The following is a 14,813-nucleotide window of genomic DNA, read 5'->3' as shown; positions in this document are numbered from 1 at the left end:
GGCCAATGGCGCGCCGCACAACATCGGCGGCCTGGTATGTGTGCATCACCACACCCGGTCCGGGGCCCGCCACCGAGTACGTTGCTGGCGTGGACAGCGGATCTCAGCAGCACCGGCCCCCCGACGAACGCCCCGACGGCCCGTTCGGATGGATCGCCGCCCAGGACCGGGCGCGGCGGGCCGCCGGCCTGCGCCGCGAACTGCGGCCCCGCGCGGCGGAGTCGGCGCTGCTGGACCTGGCCGGAAACGACTACCTGGGCCTGACCCGCCATCCGGAGGTGGTCCGGGCGGGCGCCGACGCCTGCCTGCGGTGGGGCGCCGGCTCCACCGGCTCCCGCCTGGTCACCGGCAGCACGGCGCTGCACGCCGAACTGGAGGCGGAACTCGCCGCGTTCACCGGCTTCGAGGCGGCCCTCGTCTTCGCCTCCGGGTACGCCGCCAACCTCGCCGCGGTCACCGCGCTCACCGGTCCCGGCACGCTGCTGGTGTCCGACGCCGCGAACCACGCCTCGTTGATCGACGGGTGCCGGCTGTCCAGGGCCACCACCGAGGTCGTGCGGCACGCCGACCCCGAGGCGGTCCGCAAGGCGCTCGGGGCCCGCGCGACCCCGGCGTCCCCGGCCGGCCCCGGTTCCGGTTCCGGCGGTCCGGCGCTCGTGGTCAGCGACGCGGTCTTCTCCGTCGACGGGGACGCCGCGCCGCTGCGCGAACTGGCCGCGGCCTGCCGCGCGTACGGCGCGGCGCTGCTGCTCGACGACGCCCACGGGCTGGGTGCCATGGGCGACGGCGGCCGCGGCAGCGCCCACGGCGCCGGCCTGGCCGGCGCGCCGGACGTGGTGTGCACCGCGACCTTGTCGAAGTCCTTCGGCGCCCAGGGCGGGGTGGTGCTCGGCCCGGCCGTCGTGATCGAGCACCTCGTCAACGCGGCCCGCACCTTCATCTTCGACACCGGCCTCGCCCCGGCGGCCGCGGGCGCGGCGCTGGCGGCGCTGCGCCTGCTGGAGCGCGAACCCGAACGGGCTACGCGCGCCCGGCAGGTGGCCCGGGAATTCCACCGGCTGCTCACCGAGCGCGGGCTGGACGCCACGGCACCGGACGCCTGCGTGGTGTCGGTGCGCGCGCCCTCGCCCGACAGCGCCCTCGCGTGGGCGGCGCGCTGCCGGGAGGAGGGCCTGGCGGTGGGCTGCTTCCGCCCGCCGTCCGTGCCGGACGGCGTCTCCCGGCTGCGGCTGACCGCGCGCTGCGACCTGTCGGGCTCCCAGGTGCACCGCGCGGTCGACGTCATCGCGCGGACGGCTCCACCGCACTGAGCGGGCCGCCGGCGGCCAGGTCCCGCACGAAGTCGCTCCAGGCCGGCGCCGCGAACAACAGCGCCGGTCCGCGCACGTCCTTGGAGTCGCGGACCGCCGTCATTCCCGACGGGAGTCTGGCGGCCTCGACGCAGTTGTTCGCCGCGGTGCTGTGGCTGCTGCGTCGCCAACTCACGTCGCCGAGCGACTCGCTGGAGGAAATGAAACGGGGCAGCGTCGTCATGAAAGCTCCTTATGGATGCGGTTGATCATCTCAGCCGAATCCTCCCTGTGAAGAGCACGACCACTCAATCGGGCGAACGCTGCTCCGTACGCCGCGATGTCCTCTTTCCGATCGACGTAGAGACTACTCGTCAAATGGTCGACAACCACCACGTCGAGATCGGCAATGCGCGGAAATGAGAAGATGACGAAAGAATTCGTCACCCCCTGGTGTCCGCCGGCGGTGAAGGGGAGGACCTGCAACCGGACCTGCGGCAGTTCCATCGCCTCGCGCAGCCGCAGCAGTTGCTCCGCCATCACCTCGGGACCGCCCACCCAGCGCCGCAGCACCGACTCGTCGAGGACCGCCCACAGTTCCAGCGGGCGGTCCTGGCGCAGGACGGCCTGCCTGGCTATCCGCACGTCAACGAGCGCGTCCACCTCGCGCGCGCTCAGGTGGGGCATCACGTCGCGGGTCAGCGCGCGGGCGTAGGCCGGGGTCTGGAGCAGGCCCGGCACCACGCTGTTCTCCATCGAGCGGGCCCGGCACGCGCCCGTCTCCAGGGTGATGAAGTCGCGGTACTCCGTGGGCAGCACGTCGCGGAAGTCGTGCCACCAGCCGCGTTGGTAGCCGCGCCCGGCGAGGGTGGCGAGCAGGTCGCGCAGGTCGCGGTCGTGCACCGCGTACACGTCCAGCAGCACCTGGACGTCCTCGGGTCTGACACTGCTGCGGCCGGTCTCGATCCGGCTGACCTTCGACTGGTGCCAGCCGGCGAGCCGGGCGGCCTCCTCGCTGGTCAGTCCGGTCAGGTCGCGCAGCCGGCGCAGCTCCTCGCCGAGCCGGCGCCGGCGTACGGCGGGAACTCGTTCCATGGTCTCTCGCGCCTCCTGGGCTGAAGTGGTGCCGTGGCCATGGGGCCATCGTGCACGCGTCGTCCGTCGCGAACTCCGCGATACGACAGTGTGCCGACCAAATGCGTTCTCACGTAGCAGAGTTCACCGTTTTGAGCGACAGATATATGCATTGGGTGCCCGCGGCCTCGTATTGGCTGCACGATGGATGACACTCTGGCGCGAATCAGCCGCATCCGGACCCGGCCGTACGGAACCCCGTGCGGACCGGCGCCCGGGGCCGGCGGGAAAGGGAACAGCGTCACCATGGCTGACCTTCAGGAAGCATCCGTCACCCTGCCGAGTGACCCCGCGTCGGTCTCCGCGGCCCGGGCCTACGTGTGCGCACGGCTCGCCGAGTGGGGCCTGCCGCCCGAGGCGCCGACCCTGGACGCCGTACGGCTGGTCGTCTCCGAACTCGCCACCAACGCCGTACTGCACACGTCGGGCCTTTCGCCCAACTTCACCGTGGAGATCCGCCTGGAGCACGGCGAGCACTTGCACATCGGTGTCACCGACTCCCACCCGCGCTGGCCGCAACGGCTGCCCGGCGCCGTCCAGCAGGACAACGGCCGCGGCATGGCCATCGTCCGCCACCTCGTCGCCGAGTCCGGCGGCACGCTGCGCATCGTGCCCACCTGCGAGGGCGGTAAGACCGTGTGGACCATGGTCCCCTGGCCCGTCCGCGTCCTCTGATCATCCGTCCCGGCGGCCGTCCCAACGTCCGCCCCGCTCGTCAACGCCTGGTCGCCGACGGCCGGTCGGCGACGCGGGACGCGGGACGCGCCTACGATCGGGTGACGTTCGACGGAGTGGGGGAGGGCGACCGGCACGCTACGGGCATGATCATGAACCGAGTCCGGTCGCTCGCGGCCGCCGGCGTGCTGACCCTCACCGCGGTGCTCGCCACCCAGACGCCCTCCGGGGCGGCAACGGCGGCCACAGCCGCCGCAGCGGCTCCGAGCGCGGCGCCCGAAGCGCCCGCCGCCGCGATGTGTCCCGCCGTCCACGACCCGCTCTACGCCGCCGCCGACCGCAGCGTGGACGTGGAGCGCATCGTGCCCGACCCGCCGACCTACCGCACCACCTGCGGCGAGCTGTACCGCGCGGACGGACGCGCGCCGGCCGTCGTCTTCCACGACGGCTTCCAGCCGAAGGCCCCGCAGGACGGGCAGTACGACCTGGCCGCCTACGTCGAGGTGAACCAGCCCTCGCCCTTCGTCAGCACCAGCTACGACCACGACCTCTACAAGCAGTGGAAGTCCGCCTACAACTACTACGTCGACGCGCCCGGCGGCATCGACGTCAACGCCACGATCGGCGACACCCACAAGTGGGCCGGCCAGCACGAAGTGGCCTTCGCCGGCGGCATCGACCGCCGCTTCGTCGTGGGCGCCTGCCCGGTGGACAAGGCGACGAAGAGCGAGGTGCTCGCCGACTGCGTCCGCAACCCCTTCTACGTGCCCTGGCGCCTCGTGCCCGCGCCCGAGCCGGTCGGCCCCGCACTCGCCCCGGCGAGCTGAGGCGGACGGTCTGACGTCGACAGATCGACACCGACGGTCTGACGCCGACGGATTGGCGCCGGCAGGTTGACGCCCGCCGTTCCGCAGGGCCGTCCGGACGGTCCCGCCGGGCCCGGCCTTCGCGAGGGCCCGGCGGGGAAGGCTTCGCCCCATGCACGCCGTACTGCACGCACTGTCCATCACCGGTTCGATGACCTGGGAGATCACCTGGGCGCTGATCCTCGGCTTCGCCCTGTCCGCCGTGGTCCAGGCGGTCGTCCGCAAGTCCACGGTGGTCTCGCTGCTGGGCGACGACCGCCCGGCCACCCTCGCCGTCGCGGCCGGCCTCGGCATCGCGTCGTCGTCGTGCTCCTACGCGGCGGTGGCACTGGCGCGCTCGCTGTTCCGCAAGGGCGCCGACTTCACCGCCGCGATGGCCTTCGAGATCGCCTCCACGAACCTCGTCGTGGAACTCGGCGTGATCCTCGCGCTGCTGATGGGCTGGCAGTTCACGGTGGCGGAGTTCGTGGGCGGACCGGTGATGATCGTGCTGCTCGCCGTGCTGTTCCGGCTCTTCCTGCGCGACGCGCTGCTGCGGGCGGCCCGCGAGCAGGCCGAGCGCGGGGTCGCCGGGTCGATGGAGGGCCATGCCGCGATGGACATGTCCGTGCGGGCGGACGGCTCCTTCGGCAGCCGGCTGCTGTCCGGCGAGGGGTTCACCGCCACGGCGCACGTCTTCGTCATGGAGTGGGCCGCGATCCTGCGCGACCTGGTCGTGGGCCTGCTGGTCGCGGGCGCGATCGCGGCATGGGTACCGGACACGTTCTGGCGGGAGTTCTTCTTCTCCGGCCATCCGCTGGCGTCCAAGCTGTGGGGCCCGCTGGTCGGCCCGGCCGTCGCGATCGCCTCGTTCGTCTGCTCGATCGGCAACGTGCCGCTGGCGGTGGTGCTGTGGAAGGGCGGCATCAGCTTCGGCGGCGTCGTCGCGTTCATCTTCGCCGACCTGCTGATCCTGCCGATCCTGAACATCTACCGGAAGTACTACGGCGCGCGCATGACGCTGTTCGTCCTGTGGACCTTCTACGGGTCCATGGTGGTCGCCGGCTACGTCGTGGAACTCCTCTTCGGCGGGTTGGGCCTGGTCCCCGACCAGGCCGACGCGAAGGTCCCCACCGAGGGCGTCCGGTGGAACTACACGACCTACCTCAACATCGCGTTCCTCCTGCTGGCCGCCGTGCTCCTGGTGCGCTTCCTGCGCACCGGCGGCGGGGAGATGCTCCGGATGATGGGTGGGGCGCCGGAGAGCGGCGCGGGCGGGGCGGGCGAGCCCTCCGGCCGCTCCGGCCGTTCCGGGCCGGGGCACTGAGGAGCCGGAGCCCCGTGCCGTTGGACGCTCGGGTCCGCCGGGCGGGGCGGCACCCACGCCGAGCGCCCGCGCCCGCCGGGCGGGGGCGCCCCTGACAGCCGATCTGGCGGCGCCGGTTCAGCCGCCCGCCGCCGTACGGCCCCCGCCGTCCTCGTCCCCGCCACCGTCCTCCCCCGTGCCGGGCGCCCGCTGCGCGGTGGACGCCCCGCGCCGGGCCACCGACTCCACCAGCCGCTCCAGGTCATCGAGGTCCGCGGCGTACTCCGCGTCCCAGTCCACCGGCGGGTCGAGCCAGTCCGCGAGGGCGAGGTGCGCGGGCAGGCCGCCCTCCGGCAGCTTCCCCCGCTCGCCGCGCGGATCGGGCGTGCCCGGACCGAACCGGCCGCCCGACTCGGACGCGATCCAGCCGAGGACGTACGTGCTCACCAGCCGCTCCAGCCGCGGGACCTGGGAGGGCGGCACCCCGGCGTCCAGCAGGGCGCCGTAGAGCTGGTCGACGGTGAAGACGGCGTCGGGCGTCACGGCGGGCCGGGAGAAGAGCAGGGTGACCGCCCAGGGATGGCCGATCGACAGACCCCGGGCGGTGTCGGCGAACGCGCGGAGCCTGACCCGCCAGTCCTGGGCGCCCGCCAGCTCCGGAGCGGCCTCGCTCACCCCGGCCAGCAGCCGCCCGAGCATCGCGTCGAGCAGGCCCGCCTTGTCCTTGACGTGCGGGTACAGGGCCATGGGAGTGACGCCGACCGCCTGCGCGACCGCCCGCATGGACACCCCGGCCAACCCGCGCGCGTCGGCGATCGCCAGGGCCGCGTCCAGAATCTCTTCCCGTTTCCCGCTCATGCCTCTACACTGTAGATCTATACGGTGTAGATCAACTGGAACGGGGTGGTGGTCCGCGATGGAGACCGAGGGGAGGGGCGGCGTGCTCGCAGCCGAGGGCCTGCGCAAGCGGTACGGCGGGCGTGCGGCGCTCGACGGCTTCGACCTGCGGGTGCGCCCGGGCGAGATCACCGGCCTCATCGGGCACAACGGAGCGGGGAAGACCACGTTCGTCGAGGTCGTCACCGGGCTGGTCCGCCCGGACTCCGGCCGGGTCGAGGTCTGCGGGATCAGCGTGCACGACCGCCCGCGCGCCGCCCGGGCCCTGCTCGGGGTGGCCCCGCAGGAGCTCGCGCTGTACCCGACGGTGACGGTCCGCGAGCACCTGCGGCTCTTCGCCGGCCTGGTCGGACTGCGCCGCGCCGCCGTCCGCCGCTGCGTGGAGTCCGTCGCGGAGGAGCTGATGCTCGGCGACGTGCTGGACCGCCGCTGCGCGGTGCTCTCCGGCGGCCAGCGCCGCCGCACCCAGGCCGCCGCCGCGTTGGTCGGCGCCCCGCAGGTGCTGCTGCTGGACGAACCGACCGCCGGGGCCGACCCGGAGACCCGCGCCGCCCTGCTCGCCGCGGTCCGGGCCCGCGCGGCAGCGGGCGCCGCCGTCGTCTACACCACCCACTACCTGCCCGAACTGGTCGACCTGGACGCCACGTTGGCGGTGGCGCGGGACGGCCGCGTGGTCGCCCGGGGGGAGCGTGCCGCGCTCACCCGGGACCTGCCCGGCGAGATCCGGGTGACCCTCGACCCGTCCGCCCCGCGCCCGGACCTGCCCGAGGAACTGCGCGCCCGCACCCGCCCGTTCGGCCCGGACGGCCTGCGCGTCGCCACCCGCAACCCGCCCGCCGACCTCGCGGCGATCCTCGGCGCCGGCTGCGCGCCCACCGCGGTGGACGTACGCCGCCCCGATCTCGACGACCTGTACGCGGCGCTGGCCGCCGCCGCGCCGGGCCGCCAGGAGGTGTCCGATGCGGCATGACCCGGGGTCGCGCCCGCCCACCGATCCGCACGCGCGGACCGACCCGGAGCCGTACGCCGGGGCCCGCGCGCAGCCGCCCGCCGCTGCCGGCGCCGAGCCGCGCGGCTCGGCCCGCGCCGAGCCGCGCCCCGGTCTGCTGCGCACGGGGGTGCTGATCCGGCACAACACCGCGGTGCTGCTCAACGAACCGGGCCCGCTGATCGGCCGGTTGGTGATGCCGCTGATGATGCTGCTCGCCATGCGCCCGCTCTACCAGGCCGCCCAGGGAGGAGCGGCCGGTACCACGCAGGCGGTGATCGGCTCGCTGGTGATGTTCTCCCTGCTCGCGCTGTCGATCGTGGGCAGCTCGATCCTCTCCGAGCGGGTCTGGCGGACCTGGGACCGGCTGCGGGTGACCCCGGTGCGGCCGGTGGAGCTGCTGGTCGGCAAGGCCGTACCGGTACTGGGCGTGCTCGCCGCGCAGCAGGTGGTCGTCCTCGGCTTCGGCGTCGTGGTGTTCGGCATGCCCGTGGCCGACCCCGGCCTGCTGGTGGTCGCCTGCGCGGTGTGGGGTCTGGCCCTGCTCGGCATGGGCAGCGCCGTCGGCCTGCTCGCCGGCAGCTACGGCCAGCTCTCGGCGGTGCTCGACATCGGCGCCTTCCTGCTCACCACGCTCGGTGGCGCGCTGGTCCCGATCTCCACGCTGCCCGGCTGGGTCCGCGCGGTCGCGCCCGCCTCGCCGGGGTACTGGGGCGCCGACTGCCTGCGGCACGCCGCCGCGGGCGACACCGGCCGCACCCTGACCGGCATCGCGGTGCTGCTGGCCGTGGCGCTGGTCGGCGGCGCGGTGGCCGCGTGGCGGGTCGCCCGCGGCTGGGGCAGGGCCACGGCGATATGACGCCCCGTCAACCCGGTCAGTTCACCCGCCCGTACCAGACGGCGCTGGACCAGATGTGCTCCAGCCGTACGGTGGTGCCGGTCTTGGGCGCGTGCCAGATGTTGCCGCCGCCCGCGTAGATCCCCACGTGGTAGACGGAGGAGCCGGACGAGCCGCTGTGGAAGAAGACCAGGTCGCCGACCCGGCGTGAACCGGCCGAGATGTGCGTGGTGCCGTTGTACTGCGCGGCGGCGGTGCGCGGCAGTTGCTTGCCCGCCCGCTTGAACGAGTACAGCGTCAGGCCCGAGCAGTCGAAGCGGGACGGCCCGCTCGCGCCCCACTGGTAGGGCGAGCCCTTCTTCGACGCGGCGACGCTCAGCGCCTTGGCCGCCAGGGTGGCGGCGTCCGCCCGCTGCGCGGCGCCGGGCAGCAGGCTGGGGACGGCGACGGCCGCCGCGGTGAGCAGGGAGGCGGCTCCGAGCCGCGAGAGCCGGGAAGCGGCCGGCCGGAAGCAGATGCGGTTGGGCGTACACATGCGCAACCCTTCGTCATCAGCCTGCGAAGGGTGACCTGTCGGGTTCGGGCTGGCGAAGACGCCCGGCCGCATGCAGCGGCTTCACCCCAAGGGTGCTCCGGCGCCCGCCGGGTCCGGCGGGCGCGGACCGACCCGTCGTGCTGGGTCCTCCGCTCCTGCCACTGCACTCGTGTCGACCTGGCATCCGCGCGTCGGCAGGACTGGGCATCCGCACGGACCGCCCCGCCACGGCGGCGGGGGCTTGTCGTCACCACGGATCGTTACGCATACGACACGGCGGCGCCGGGACAGAAACGCGCGATGTGAGCTTCGTCACATCTCCGCCGTCCGGGTGGACCCTCGCGTCCGCCGTCCGCCGGCCGGGCGCCGCCGTACCGCCTGAACTGCACGGACGGGGGCGGCGACGGAGGATGTCCAGTCGACACGCGCAATCGCGCACCCGTTTGCGGCGGCGGCTTCCGCTACGCCGATGGGCTGACCCACCAGGTCGGCCGTGTCGCGCATACCGGTGACGGATGGTGAGCGTCGGCGGGTCGGGTCAGGGGTGGGCGGGTCCGCCCGAGCCGCCCGAGCCGCCCGAGCCGCCGGGGCCGTCCCGCCCCTCCGCGCCCTCGGTCGGCGCGGGGGCGACCGTGACCCGCGCGGCGCGCCGCTCCCCGTCCAGCACCCGCAGGGCGCGGCCGAGCGTCGTGTGGTGCAGGTCCGTCTCGCCGCGCAGGTGCATCACCGTGAGCGCGTCCCGCAGTGCCACCGCCCGACCGACGAGCGCCTGTGCGGCCCGTAGCGCCGTGTAGGTGTCGGTGGTGCGGGAGGGGTTGATCCGGCCCATCAGGTCGACCAGTTCCAGGTAGCAGTCGACGAGTTCGCCCTCGGAGCGGGTCAGGGCGGGCAGCGGCGGGAGTTCGGCGGCCACGCCGGCTCACCGCGGGCCGGTGCCGCGCGCGCCCGTCCCGCCCGGGCCGGTGCCGCGCCTGCCCGGACCGCCCAGGTCCGCGCCCGTCTTGCGGCTGGTGGTGAGCAGGTCCGCCACGCCGTACGCGACCGCTGCCTCCGCGTCGAAGATCGTGTCGCGCTCCAGGTCCGATGCCACCCGCTCCGCCGTCTGCCCGGTGTGCCGGACCAGCAGGGCCTCCAGTTGGTCGCGGGTGCGCAGCATCTCGTTGGCCTGGATCTCCAGGTCCGAGACGTCGCCCTGCACCACGTCGCCCATCGAGGGCTGGTGGATGAGGACGCGCGCGCCCGGGGTGATCATCCGCTTGCCCGGCGCGCCGGCCGCCAGCAGGACGGCGGCCGCCGACGCGGCCTGGCCGATGCACACCGTCGCCACGTCGCAGGTCACGAACTGCATCGTGTCGTAGATGGCGGTCATCGCGGAGAAGGAGCCGCCGGGGGAGTTGATGTAGATGCTGATGTCCTGGTCGGGCGACGCGCTCTCCAGGTGGATGAGCTGGGCCATCACGTCGTTGGCCGAGGTGTCGTCGATCTGCGTGCCCAGGAAGACGATGCGCTCCTGGAGCAGCTTGGAGTAGGGGTCCATGGTGCGGACGCCGTTGCTGCTGCGCTCGGTGAACTCCGGCAGCACGTAGCGGGCCGTGGGTGTCGGGCGGTCGGTCATCGCACACCTCCGTCAGGTCAAAATGTACAGGACGTACATCTCGTTATGATGGGGAGCATGACCCATGACGTCCCGGTGACACAAGCGCGTGCGCAGCTCGCCGAACTGATCAACCGCGTGGTCTACGGCGGCGAGCAGGTGGTGCTGACCCGGCACGGCAAGCCGCTGGTGGGCCTGGTGTCCGCCGCTGACCTGCAAAGACTGCGGGAGCTCGACGAGCAGGCCGAGGACCGGGTGATCAGCACGGTCTCCACGGTGCGCGGCTCCGCGTCCGCCACGGGCGAACGCCGGCGGTTCGGCATCGCCGCCGAGCACCGCGGGCCGCAGCCGGGGTGACCGGCGCCCGTAACAGGCGTTAACGCTCCCGAAACCGTCCCGACGTAACCTCACCAGCCCGATGACTGTGAGGTGCGGCTGTGCGGTTGACCCCCCATGAGCAGGAGCGGCTGCTGATCCACGTGGCCGCGGACGTGGCCGAGCGGCGGCGCGCCCGCGGGGTGCGGCTGAACCATCCCGAGGCGGTGGCGCTGATCACCGCGCACATCCTGGAGGGGGCCCGCGACGGGCGCGGGGTGGCCGAGCTGATGGAGTCCGGCCGGACCGTGCTGGCCCGGGCGGACGTCATGGACGGCATCCCCGAGATGATCTCCGAGGTGCAGGTCGAGGCCACCTTCCCCGACGGCACCAAGCTCGTCACCGTCCACCAGCCGATCGTCTGAGGGGGCGGCGTCCGTGATCCCCGGAGAGGTCCTCCCCGCCGCCGGCGGCGTGCCGATCAACGTCGGCCGCCCGGTCACCCGGCTCACCGTGCTCAACGCCGCGGACCGGCCGGTGCAGGTCGGCTCGCACTACCACTTCGCCGAGGCCAACCCGGGTCTGCGGTTCGACCGCGCCGCCGCCCACGGCCTGCGGCTCAACATCGCCGCGGGCACCGCCGTCCGCTTCGAGCCCGGCATCCCGGCCGAGGTCGAACTCGTGCCCATCGCCGGCCGGCGGGTCGTGGCGGGGCTGCGCGGCGAGACCGCCGGACCGCTGGACGCCCCCGCCGCCACCGGTCCGGGCTCCCCGGCCGACCCCGCGGGCGCGCCGAGTGACGTGGCCGGCCCGGCCACCGGTCGTCCGGACGCCCCGGCCGACCACGCCACCGGGTCGGACGCCGCCCCGCACTCCGGGTCGCGTCCCGCCCCCTCGCCGAACGGAGCCGACGGTGCCTGAACTGTCCCGGGCCGTATACGCCGACCTCTACGGGCCCACCACCGGCGACCGTATCCGGCTGGCCGACACCGACCTGCTCATCGAGGTCGAGCGCGACCTCTCCGGCGGGCCCGGCACCGAGGGCCGCCCGGGCACCGCCGGCGACGAGGCGGTGTTCGGCGGCGGCAAGGTCATCCGCGAGTCCATGGGCCAGGGCCGTGCCACCCGCGCCGAGGGCGCCCCCGACACCGTGATCACCGGCGCCGTCGTGCTGGACCACTGGGGTGTGGTCAAGGCCGACGTGGGCATCCGCGACGGCCGGATCACCGCGCTGGGCAAGGCCGGCAACCCCGAGACGATGGACGGCGTCCACCCCGACCTCGTCATCGGCCCCGACACCGAGATCATCGCCGGCAACGGCGCGATCCTCACCGCCGGCACCATCGACGCCCACGTCCACTTCATCTCGCCGACCCTGGTCCACCAGGCGCTCGCCTCCGGCGTCACCACCCTCGTCGGCGGCGGGACCGGCCCGGCCGAGGGCACCAAGGCGACCACGATCACCCCCGGCGGCTGGCACCTGGCGCGGATGTTCGCCGCGCTGGAGGCGTATCCGGTGAACATCGGGCTGCTCGGCAAGGGCAACACCGTGGACGAGCCCGCCATGCACCGGCAACTGCGGGACGGCGCGGTCGGGTTCAAGATCCACGAGGACTGGGGCGCCACCCCGGCGGCGATCGACGCGTGCCTACGGGTGTGCGAGCGCAGTGGGGCCCAACTCGCCATCCACACCGACACGTTGAACGAGGCCGGCTTCGTCGAGGACACGCTCGCCGCGATCGCCGGACGCGGGGTGCACGCCTACCACACGGAGGGCGCGGGCGGCGGCCACGCCCCCGACATCATCACGGTGGTCTCGCAGCCGCACGTGCTGCCGTCCTCCACCAACCCGACCCGCCCGCACACCGTCAACACCGTCGAGGAGCACCTCGACATGCTGATGGTCTGCCACCACCTCAACCCGGCCGTCCCGGAGGACCTCGCCTTCGCCGAGTCCCGCATCCGGCCCTCCACCATCGCCGCCGAGGACGTGCTCCACGACCTCGGCGCCATCAGCATCATCAGCTCCGACTCCCAGGCGATGGGCCGCATCGGCGAGATCGCGATGCGCACCTGGCAGACCGCCCACGTGATGAAGCGCCGCCGCGGCGCGCTGCCCGGCGACGGGCCCGCCGACAACCACCGGGCGCGCCGCTACGTCGCCAAGTACACGATCAACCCGGCCGTCGCCCAGGGCATGGACGACGAGATCGGCTCCGTGGAGCCCGGGAAGCTCGCCGACCTGGTGCTGTGGCAGCCCGCCTTCTTCGGGGTCAAGCCCCACCTGGTCATCAAGGGCGGACAGATCGCGTACGCGCAGATGGGCGACGCCAACGCGTCCATCCCGACACCCCAACCGGTCCTGCCCCGGCCGATGTTCGGCGCGGTCGGTGCCGCGCCGGCCGCGAACTCGCTCAACTTCGTCACCCAGGGGGCGATCGACGACGGGCTGCCCGAACGGCTGGGCCTGGCCAAGCCGTTCACCGCCACCCGCGGCACGCGCGCGGTCACCAAGGCGGACATGCGGGAGAACGACGCGCTGCCGCGGGTCGAGGTCGACGCCGACACGTTCACGGTGCGCATCGACGGAGAGCCGGTGGAGCCCGCGCCGGCCACCGAACTGCCCATGGCCCAGCGGTACTTCCTCTTCTGAGGCATGATGGCGACGGACCGTGGCACCGACGGACCCGGCACGCGTGCCGCGTTGCTGCTGCTCGCCGACGGCCGTTTCCCGGCCGGCGGCCACGCCCACTCGGGCGGCGTGGAGGCCGCCGTGGCCGAGGGGAGGGTGACGGACGCGAGCACGCTCGCGGAGTTCTGCCGGGGCCGGCTGCACACCACAGGACCGGTCGCCGCCGCACTGGCCGCGGCGGCGACCGCCGGGGCCGATCCGCTCGGCCTCGACGCGGCGGCCGACGCGCGCACACCGTCGGCGGCGCTGCGCGCGGTCTCCCGGCGGCTGGGCCGCCAACTCCTGCGCGCCGCGCGGGCCGTGTGGCCGGCGCCCGCGCTGGACGACCTGGCCGTGCTCCGTCCGCGCGGCGCCCACCAGCCGGTCGTGCTCGGCGTGGCGGCGGCCGCGGCGGGGCTGGCGCCACGGGACGCGGCGTACGCGGGCGCGTACGACTGCGTGAGCACGCCGGCGTTCGCCGCGGTGCGGTTGCTCGGCCTCGACCCGTTCCACGCGGTCGCGGTCCTGGGACGGCTCGCCGGCGAGGTGGACACGGTGGCGTGCGCCGCCGACGCCGTGGCGCGCCGGGCCCTGGACGAGGGGCTCGACGTCCTGCCCGCCGCGTCCGCGCCGCTGCTCGACCTCGGCGCGGAGGCGCACGCCGTCTGGCCCACCCGGTTGTTCGCGTCATGAGGGCCCGTGCGCGGGCGGGGCGCGCGGGTCCGGCCCCGGCCGGGGCGCGGGACGACGGGCCCGCGCGCACGCGGCAGTCGAGCCGGCCGGCGGTGAGGCCGCCCGCGTGCGGACCGGCGTCGCGGGCGCTGCGAACCCCGACCCGGGGTGGAACGATCACGAGTGAAGGAGCGGTGGAGCATGCACCTGGACCATCCTGAGGTGTTTCCCGAGCGGTACACGGCGTCCGCGGAGAAGGGCGAGCGGGCGCTGCGCGTGGGGTTCGGCGGCCCGGTGGGGTCGGGGAAGACCGCGACCGTCGCCGCGCTGTGCCGGGCGCTGCGCGACACCGTGTCGATCGGCGTGGTGACCAACGACATCTACACCCGCGAGGACGCCGACTTCCTGCTGCGGGAGGCCGTCCTGCCGCCCGAGCGCATCGTGGCCGTGGAGACCGGGGCATGCCCGCACACCGCCATCAGGGACGACATCTCCGCGAACCTGGAGGCGGTCGAGGAACTGGAGGAGACGGTCGGCCCGCTGGACCTGGTGCTGGTCGAGTCCGGCGGCGACAACCTGACCGCGACGTTCTCGCGCGGCCTGGTGGACGCGCAGGTGTTCGTGATCGACGTGGCGGGCGGTGACGACATCCCCAGGAAGGGCGGTCCGGGAGTGACGACGGCCGACCTGCTGGTGGTGAACAAGACCGACCTGGCCCCGTACGTCGGTGTGGACCTGCGGCGGATGGCCGTCGACGCCGAGGCCCAACGCGGCCCGCTGCCGGTGGTGTTCACCGCGGTGCGGCAGCCCGGCGGGGTGGACCCGATCGCCGGGTGGGTCGGCGAGCGCCTCGCGGAGTGGTCGGCGGTCCGTACGTGACGCGGACCGGGCCCGGGCACATCGCGGCGGCCGGGCCGGTGACCGGGACCGGGCCCCTGAGGGCGGCCGGGCCCACGAGGGCGCCCGGGCACACGGCAGCGGCCGCGACCGCGAGGGAGTCCGGCACCGCGGCCCGCACCGCGGCCGCGGCCGGCACTGCGACTACGGCCGGCGC

General features: G+C 74.2%; 17 protein-coding genes, 1 pseudogene and 1 riboswitch. Of the genes and pseudogenes, 12 read left to right on the top strand and 6 right to left on the bottom strand.

From position 1 onward, the window contains the following. Nucleotides 1-89: 89 nt before the first annotated feature. Entirely contained in the window at nucleotides 90-1,310 is a 1,221-nt protein-coding gene (locus RVR_RS00715; RefSeq protein ID WP_237404492.1) for an 8-amino-7-oxononanoate synthase, read from the top strand. Here RVR_RS00715 and RVR_RS00710 read toward each other — a convergent pair. Beyond that, complete coding sequence (locus RVR_RS00710; RefSeq protein WP_202231909.1) at nucleotides 1,282-1,533, bottom strand: DUF397 domain-containing protein; 252 nt, start codon at nucleotides 1,531-1,533, stop codon at nucleotides 1,282-1,284. The two genes, RVR_RS00715 and RVR_RS00710, sit on opposite strands and share 29 nt — an antisense overlap. Then, nucleotides 1,530-2,384 carry a helix-turn-helix domain-containing protein gene (locus tag RVR_RS00705; protein ID WP_202231908.1) on the bottom strand — a complete coding sequence of 285 codons (855 nt, stop codon included), beginning with the start codon at nucleotides 2,382-2,384 and terminating at the stop codon, nucleotides 1,530-1,532. The genes RVR_RS00710 and RVR_RS00705 overlap by 4 nt, the downstream gene beginning before the upstream one ends. 285 nt (nucleotides 2,385-2,669) lie before the next feature. Between RVR_RS00705 and RVR_RS00700 the strand changes: the two genes are divergently transcribed. From RVR_RS00700 to RVR_RS00690, 3 genes are all read left to right on the top strand, one after another. Next, the gene (locus RVR_RS00700) at nucleotides 2,670-3,098 is read left to right on the top strand and encodes an ATP-binding protein (RefSeq protein WP_202231907.1); all 429 of its coding nucleotides are present in this window, start codon (nucleotides 2,670-2,672) and stop codon (nucleotides 3,096-3,098) included. A 146-nt stretch (nucleotides 3,099-3,244) separates the two neighbouring features. Further along, on the top strand, nucleotides 3,245-3,925 hold the full coding sequence (locus tag RVR_RS00695; RefSeq protein ID WP_202231906.1) for an ADP-ribosyltransferase: 681 nt from the start codon (nucleotides 3,245-3,247) through the stop codon (nucleotides 3,923-3,925). Between the two features lie 151 nt (nucleotides 3,926-4,076). After that, on the top strand, nucleotides 4,077-5,270 hold the full coding sequence (locus tag RVR_RS00690) for a permease (protein ID WP_202231905.1): 1,194 nt from the start codon (nucleotides 4,077-4,079) through the stop codon (nucleotides 5,268-5,270). 117 nt (nucleotides 5,271-5,387) lie between these two features. Here RVR_RS00690 and RVR_RS00685 read toward each other — a convergent pair whose 3' ends face one another. After that, a complete protein-coding gene (locus RVR_RS00685; protein ID WP_202231904.1) occupies nucleotides 5,388-6,107 on the bottom strand; it encodes a TetR/AcrR family transcriptional regulator in 720 nt (239 codons plus the stop codon). A gap of 82 nt (nucleotides 6,108-6,189) precedes the next feature. Between RVR_RS00685 and RVR_RS00680 the strand changes: the two genes are divergently transcribed. Beyond that, nucleotides 6,190-7,116 (top strand): ABC transporter ATP-binding protein, encoded by a 927-nt coding sequence (locus RVR_RS00680; protein WP_202231903.1) that lies wholly within the window; start codon nucleotides 6,190-6,192, stop codon nucleotides 7,114-7,116. Further along, nucleotides 7,106-7,993, top strand: a complete 888-nt coding sequence (locus RVR_RS00675) for an ABC transporter permease (RefSeq protein ID WP_202231902.1) — start codon at nucleotides 7,106-7,108, stop codon at nucleotides 7,991-7,993. Before RVR_RS00680 ends, RVR_RS00675 begins: the two co-directional genes overlap by 11 nt. 16 nt (nucleotides 7,994-8,009) lie before the next feature. Here the strand turns inward: RVR_RS00675 and RVR_RS00670 are convergent, their stop codons facing one another. The 3 genes from RVR_RS00670 to RVR_RS00660 form a co-directional block, all read right to left on the bottom strand. Beyond that, nucleotides 8,010-8,507: a C40 family peptidase gene (locus tag RVR_RS00670; RefSeq protein WP_202231901.1), complete on the bottom strand. Its 498-nt coding sequence runs from the start codon at nucleotides 8,505-8,507 to the stop codon at nucleotides 8,010-8,012. A 3-nt stretch (nucleotides 8,508-8,510) separates the two neighbouring features. After that, a riboswitch (cyclic di-AMP (ydaO/yuaA leader) is annotated at nucleotides 8,511-8,636 on the bottom strand. Between the two features lie 409 nt (nucleotides 8,637-9,045). Next, nucleotides 9,046-9,420, bottom strand: coding sequence for a hypothetical protein (locus RVR_RS00665; protein WP_237404491.1), 375 nt, complete (start codon nucleotides 9,418-9,420; stop codon nucleotides 9,046-9,048). A 6-nt stretch (nucleotides 9,421-9,426) separates the two neighbouring features. Then, nucleotides 9,427-10,122: an ATP-dependent Clp protease proteolytic subunit gene (locus RVR_RS00660; RefSeq protein WP_202231900.1), complete on the bottom strand. Its 696-nt coding sequence runs from the start codon at nucleotides 10,120-10,122 to the stop codon at nucleotides 9,427-9,429. A gap of 57 nt (nucleotides 10,123-10,179) precedes the next feature. Here RVR_RS00660 and RVR_RS00655 point away from each other — a divergent pair, with 57 nt between their 5' ends. The 6 genes and pseudogenes from RVR_RS00655 to ureG all read left to right on the top strand — a co-directional run bounded on the left by RVR_RS00655 (nucleotide 10,180) and on the right by ureG (nucleotide 14,638). Continuing rightward, the gene (locus tag RVR_RS00655; protein ID WP_202231899.1) at nucleotides 10,180-10,458 is read left to right on the top strand and encodes a type II toxin-antitoxin system Phd/YefM family antitoxin; all 279 of its coding nucleotides are present in this window, start codon (nucleotides 10,180-10,182) and stop codon (nucleotides 10,456-10,458) included. Nucleotides 10,459-10,538: 80 nt separating this feature from the next. Next, nucleotides 10,539-10,841, top strand: a complete 303-nt coding sequence (locus RVR_RS00650; protein WP_202231898.1) for an urease subunit gamma — start codon at nucleotides 10,539-10,541, stop codon at nucleotides 10,839-10,841. A gap of 13 nt (nucleotides 10,842-10,854) precedes the next feature. Continuing rightward, nucleotides 10,855-11,163 (top strand): annotated as a pseudogene (locus tag RVR_RS37235) (urease subunit beta); the annotation flags it as partial. A gap of 166 nt (nucleotides 11,164-11,329) precedes the next feature. Beyond that, nucleotides 11,330-13,069 (top strand): urease subunit alpha, encoded by a 1,740-nt coding sequence (locus RVR_RS00640; RefSeq protein WP_202231896.1) that lies wholly within the window; start codon nucleotides 11,330-11,332, stop codon nucleotides 13,067-13,069. Nucleotides 13,070-13,075: 6 nt separating this feature from the next. After that, nucleotides 13,076-13,780 carry an urease accessory protein UreF gene (locus RVR_RS00635; RefSeq protein WP_202238284.1) on the top strand — a complete coding sequence of 235 codons (705 nt, stop codon included), beginning with the start codon at nucleotides 13,076-13,078 and terminating at the stop codon, nucleotides 13,778-13,780. Between the two features lie 180 nt (nucleotides 13,781-13,960). Beyond that, nucleotides 13,961-14,638 carry an urease accessory protein UreG gene (gene ureG / locus RVR_RS00630; RefSeq protein WP_202231895.1) on the top strand — a complete coding sequence of 226 codons (678 nt, stop codon included), beginning with the start codon at nucleotides 13,961-13,963 and terminating at the stop codon, nucleotides 14,636-14,638. The last annotated feature ends 175 nt before the right edge of the window (nucleotides 14,639-14,813 follow it).

The sequence above is a fragment of the Streptomyces sp. SN-593 genome (assembly GCF_016756395.1).
Taxonomy (GTDB): domain Bacteria; phylum Actinomycetota; class Actinomycetes; order Streptomycetales; family Streptomycetaceae; genus Actinacidiphila; species Actinacidiphila reveromycinica.
Note: the sequence above shows the minus strand (reverse complement) of the source record. Positions and strands in the feature narration are given on the sequence as shown.

Bases quoted from the DNA above. Each gene is read 5' to 3' on its own strand.
- RVR_RS00705 (WP_202231908.1), bottom strand. From the start codon at position 2,384: ATGGAACGAGTTCCCGCCGTACGCCGGCGCCGGCTCGGCGAGGAGCTG.
- RVR_RS00655 (WP_202231899.1), top strand. From the start codon at position 10,180: ATGACCCATGACGTCCCGGTGACACAAGCGCGTGCGCAGCTCGCCGAA.
- RVR_RS00660 (WP_202231900.1), bottom strand. From the start codon at position 10,122: ATGACCGACCGCCCGACACCCACGGCCCGCTACGTGCTGCCGGAGTTC.
- ureG (WP_202231895.1), top strand. From the start codon at position 13,961: ATGCACCTGGACCATCCTGAGGTGTTTCCCGAGCGGTACACGGCGTCC.
- RVR_RS00685 (WP_202231904.1), bottom strand. From the start codon at position 6,107: ATGAGCGGGAAACGGGAAGAGATTCTGGACGCGGCCCTGGCGATCGCC.
- RVR_RS00675 (WP_202231902.1), top strand. From the start codon at position 7,106: ATGCGGCATGACCCGGGGTCGCGCCCGCCCACCGATCCGCACGCGCGG.
- RVR_RS00635 (WP_202238284.1), top strand. From the start codon at position 13,076: ATGGCGACGGACCGTGGCACCGACGGACCCGGCACGCGTGCCGCGTTG.
- RVR_RS00690 (WP_202231905.1), top strand. From the start codon at position 4,077: ATGCACGCCGTACTGCACGCACTGTCCATCACCGGTTCGATGACCTGG.
- RVR_RS00695 (WP_202231906.1), top strand. From the start codon at position 3,245: ATGATCATGAACCGAGTCCGGTCGCTCGCGGCCGCCGGCGTGCTGACC.
- RVR_RS00670 (WP_202231901.1), bottom strand. From the start codon at position 8,507: ATGTGTACGCCCAACCGCATCTGCTTCCGGCCGGCCGCTTCCCGGCTC.
- RVR_RS00700 (WP_202231907.1), top strand. From the start codon at position 2,670: ATGGCTGACCTTCAGGAAGCATCCGTCACCCTGCCGAGTGACCCCGCG.
- RVR_RS00710 (WP_202231909.1), bottom strand. From the start codon at position 1,533: ATGACGACGCTGCCCCGTTTCATTTCCTCCAGCGAGTCGCTCGGCGAC.